The sequence below is a fragment of the Alteromonas sp. MMG017 genome (genome assembly GCF_018100795.1).
In the GTDB taxonomy this organism is placed as follows: Bacteria; Pseudomonadota; Gammaproteobacteria; order Enterobacterales; family Alteromonadaceae; genus Alteromonas.
Map to the genome: position 1 here is coordinate 1 of NZ_JAGJDY010000021.1, position 3,585 is coordinate 3,585.

Below are 3,585 nucleotides of genomic sequence, written 5' to 3' on the forward strand. Positions count from 1 at the left end.
CTGAAGAAAAGTGCTAGTCAGCACTATGCCCGTCACTTAGAACGATGTAAAACCAGTAAAAAGCGTCTGCTATTTCCTAGTAAGAAGCCGGGTGTTATGAAGATCTTAATAAAAATGATCTGCCGCTCATGAAATCAGAGTGAAACATACCCCATCACATATATTATAAAAACTCACAAACCTGAATAAATTACTTTTAAGGTATTAACCGTCTAATCCGTATTACTCTATATAGTAACAACGCGTGTTCATAGATTACAGATTGAGGTTATTAACCGAGATACGTCAGAAATGCCCTTTAATACTCGACGTGATTAAGCGTAAAAGTAAAACAGAGAAAAATAATCTAGAAGTCGCTATGAATACGTGTGAAGTTGTTAACGTTGATGGTTGAGTTATGGAGTTAGGGCATACGACAACGTCGCTTGGTGTTAAGAAGGTAAGCTGTAGAAGCTTATATCTTATCTTACAGATTCACTCATTTGGTTTAGATTCGATTTAACAGACAGCTTTGGGCGATTTATAGACTGTCTCACTATTTGAGAAGTAGTTTTATCCGATGAAAAACAGACTGTCGGATGACATTGGCTATATAAAACCTATCGTGTAGAAACAAATCAAACGTTAAAAGCACTTTCTGCGCTAAGTGACTAACAGTCACTCGGATTTGACTATGAATTGATCAGTTCCACGCACGGAGCAGCTATTGAAAATTGTACATAGTTGTCGCTCTTGTATTCTGGCTCATAGAGGGATTTAAAACTAACGGCGGGACACGGATGATGCCTAAATCTTACTTACTTGTAGTTTCATTTATTGAACCAACACTTTTCTTCTTTTGTGCATAGCCTACCAAGACCGAAACTCAGGAATACACCATCGCGTCAGAGATTTATAAGGAGAAACGTAGCTTCTACATAAAACTCCCTAGAACCTACGAAGCGGGTATAAAAAATAGATATCCAGTAATCTATCTATTGGACGGTAAGAGATACATACAACACTATTTTAATATTCTAGATACGCTTTCAGAAGGAGGGATGACCCCCGAATTCATACTAATTGGCATTGAGCACCACAGCCGCATTCTTGGTTTGACACCAACATCATTTCAAGGCCGAGAAGGTATTGGAGGTGCAGATACGTGTTGCAGTATATCGAGCATGAATTAATCCCCGATATCGATAACCGCTATAAAACTAATGGCTTTAATATATAGGCTGGGCACTCATTGGGAGGACTATTTTCTCTTTATGCTATGCAAGCCAAGCTTGATTTGTTTGACGTCCACTTTGCTTTCAGCCCCTCATTGTATTGGGATGATAAAACAACAGTGAGTTCAGTAATGGCGTTTCTAGAATCAAAATCCATCCACCACAACTTTCTGTATATGAACATGGCTAATGAAGGTTTGGATGACCCTTATGATAACTCTACTGCAATGCGCAATGGTTGAATGGAGCTCGTTGGGTACATTGAGAGTAGCGCCCCTGAAAATTCAGGTTTGTATCACATCATTTTGAGCAGGAGTATCACGTGTCCACTGGCGTTATTGCTTCTTTCTATGCACTACGTTCTTTGTATCAAAAGTTCCCTTTGCCAACAGTAAAGATAAGGCAGGGCTTAGAATCAATAAAAAAGCACTATGAAGAATGATCTGAAGAGGTAGGCATTGAAACCAATGCTACTCAAGGCATGATGTTTAACGCAGGCACGTATCATTTATGGGCTGAGGAGGACTTAAACAAAGAAATTGAGATTTTGGAATATAACATAAGTCAGTACCCCAATTCTGATAGGTCCCATGATGGTCTAGCACAGCTCTATCAAGTAAACGGGCAGTCTGAAAAGGTATTGAAGCACTGTAACCTCAGCCTTCAACATAGCGAATCTGAATCTAGCAATTATCAAAACTATAGACAGCGTTGCGATAATATTGGGAAAAAGTTAAGCGAGACTGATTAGTTGAGAATACGCCGGCATTCAACGTTTACCAGGATTAATATACTTACTTGTAGTAACCATGGTGAATGCAGAACCCTGGTAATTACTATTGAGTACAAATGATCAGTGTTTTATGAATAGACGGTCTCCAAAGTTAAACATGAAACCTATAACATCTTGTTTCACTTCGATACAGACATTATCTAATAATACCGTTATGGTAATAGCTACACATTAGCGCTAGGTATAGCGATAAGCAGAGAGAATAGGATGTCTGAAAAAATTGTATTAGAAGCCAGCTTCAATCCGTCAGTCAAAACCTATTGGTTGGTAAGCTTGTTGCTATTCTCAACGCTTATAGTCATTGGTATTCCATTTCTTATTATATCCATTCCTATATTTTATTTTGTCAGCAGTAAAATGATTGCAGCAATGTCTGCAATAATCACTGAACGAAAACTGGTAGTAAAAAGAGGCATTTTCAACAAGGAAGAAAAATCAATTCCACTTGAGAAGATAACCGATGTGGCAATGACGCAAGGCCCGCTAATGCGCGTATTCAACTTATACAGATTGTCTTTTGAGACTGCGGGACAATCAGCACAGGGCGCATTGGTTTCGCTTATCGGAATTGAAGATGCTATTAATTTTAGAGAAACTATTCTAAGCCAAAAAGATAAGGCCGCTGGGAGAAATAGAGTTACGGCAGAGGTCGAAACAAATACCAGCGATGACTTCGCCTTACTACTGCAAAGCACTCAGCGAATTGAAGCACTGCTAGAGCAGCTAGTGAATTCAAAGTGATAATTACAGTAGTGTGAATAGTAGGTAGTAGCAGGCCATAAGTGCTAATACCAACGTAAGCGCACGCCCTTTCACTCGTACCTTGTATAATAATCTAACTCTATGCAAATACCGATAGCTAAGAGGAATGCGTATCTAGTGCGAAACTGTATGAGGTAATGGAAGTAGAATAGAGGTTAACAAGTACACCATCAGTGAATAGACAATACTGCGTCATCCCCAACACATATTGTAAACAACACCTGCCTAATACCCCCACTTACAGATGGCATCAATTCAGTAACCTAGTTACAAGAGCCCAATAATAAGATAACTAAAGCTAGATGAAGCTAACCACGAGTATATAAACATATAAGCATAAGGGACTACGCTATCAGCTATTACTTGTATGGGTAATGACGAACATAGCTCAATAATAAGAGTGACTCATCGGTCTGTAAAATTGACCGAGCGCGATGACCCTATAATTACATAGAAAATGAGTAATACGGTGGTGACAATATATATATGGTTAGCAATAGAGAGAGCGAGACTAACCAGTTTTAAATCGCCTTGAAATTAGGCGAATAGATAGCTTTGGAAACTTTATAAAATTAATTTAAGAAAAGTGTTGATCCAAAAGCTGATTCGCGTAGAATGCGCGCCTCGCTTCAAGGAGTTGGCAACAACATCGAGAAGCGGTTTTCATTGACTCTTCGGAGTTAACAACGGTTCGAAAAGAAATTTACGAAAAACGTTGACACTGAAAACAAGAAGCGTATTATACGCCTCCCTCTTCGAGAGAAGCGAAGCAAGAAAGACGCTAGCAACTATATGTAGCCACCGTCCTCCTTGCGC

At 39.1% G+C, this 3,585-nt stretch carries 1 protein-coding gene; it reads left to right on the forward strand.

From position 1 onward, the window contains the following. Positions 1–2,214: 2,214 nt before the first annotated feature. The gene (locus J8L84_RS19935) at positions 2,215–2,748 is read left to right on the forward strand and encodes a PH domain-containing protein (protein WP_211072227.1); all 534 of its coding nucleotides are present in this window, start codon (positions 2,215–2,217) and stop codon (positions 2,746–2,748) included. Positions 2,749–3,585: the final 837 nt, after the last annotated feature.

Bases quoted from the DNA above. Each gene is read 5' to 3' on its own strand.
- J8L84_RS19935 (WP_211072227.1), top strand. From the start codon at position 2,215: ATGTCTGAAAAAATTGTATTAGAAGCCAGCTTCAATCCGTCAGTCAAA.